At 69.0% G+C, this 596-nt stretch carries 1 pseudogene; it reads right to left on the minus strand.

Annotation, left to right across the window (positions count from 1 at the left end):
• Positions 1–596: pseudogene (locus CQZ88_RS00770) on the minus strand (ABC transporter permease); the annotation flags it as partial.

Raw genomic sequence — 596 nt, forward strand, 5'->3', positions numbered from 1 at the left:
CTGTCGGTCAGCCCGCCGTCGAGGATCATCCGGGTCGCGCCGTAGCCGGGCAGCAGCTGCGCCCACTGCGGCGGCTGCGGACGAAGCATCGGACTCTGCCCGATCCCCAGATCCAGGAAGGGCACCAAGAACGCGATGAACACGCCGCCGACCCGCCCGAACAGCGGCCCGAGGCACACGCCCACCAGCCCGTAGGTCCATGCCAGCAGTAGATTCCCGGCCGCGTACAGGCCCCACTGACGGGCATCGAACACCGCGGCGGTGACCAGCAACGACGAGGCGGTCACCACCATCGCCGCCACCGCGATCACCGTCAACCGGACCGCCAGCAGCACCCCGGCGCCGAAGCCGGCCAGCGACAGTCGCCGATCACCGCTGCGCGCATCGAGCACCACGAACAACCCGGCCAGCGCCGACAGCGACGCAATCGCGATCGGAGTCATGGTCCCGGCATGCACGTCCGGCAGCCAGAACACCTCCGTCACCGCCTGTCCGTCCTCGACCAGGGAGAACATTCCGAACTCGGGGACGGTCATCGCCTTCGACAAGGCGATGAACACGATCGGCACCACCACCAGCAGCACCCACAGCACCGG

It is taken from the genome of Rhodococcus sp. ENV425 (assembly GCF_002887785.1).
Classification (GTDB): domain Bacteria; phylum Actinomycetota; class Actinomycetes; order Mycobacteriales; family Mycobacteriaceae; genus Rhodococcus; species Rhodococcus aetherivorans.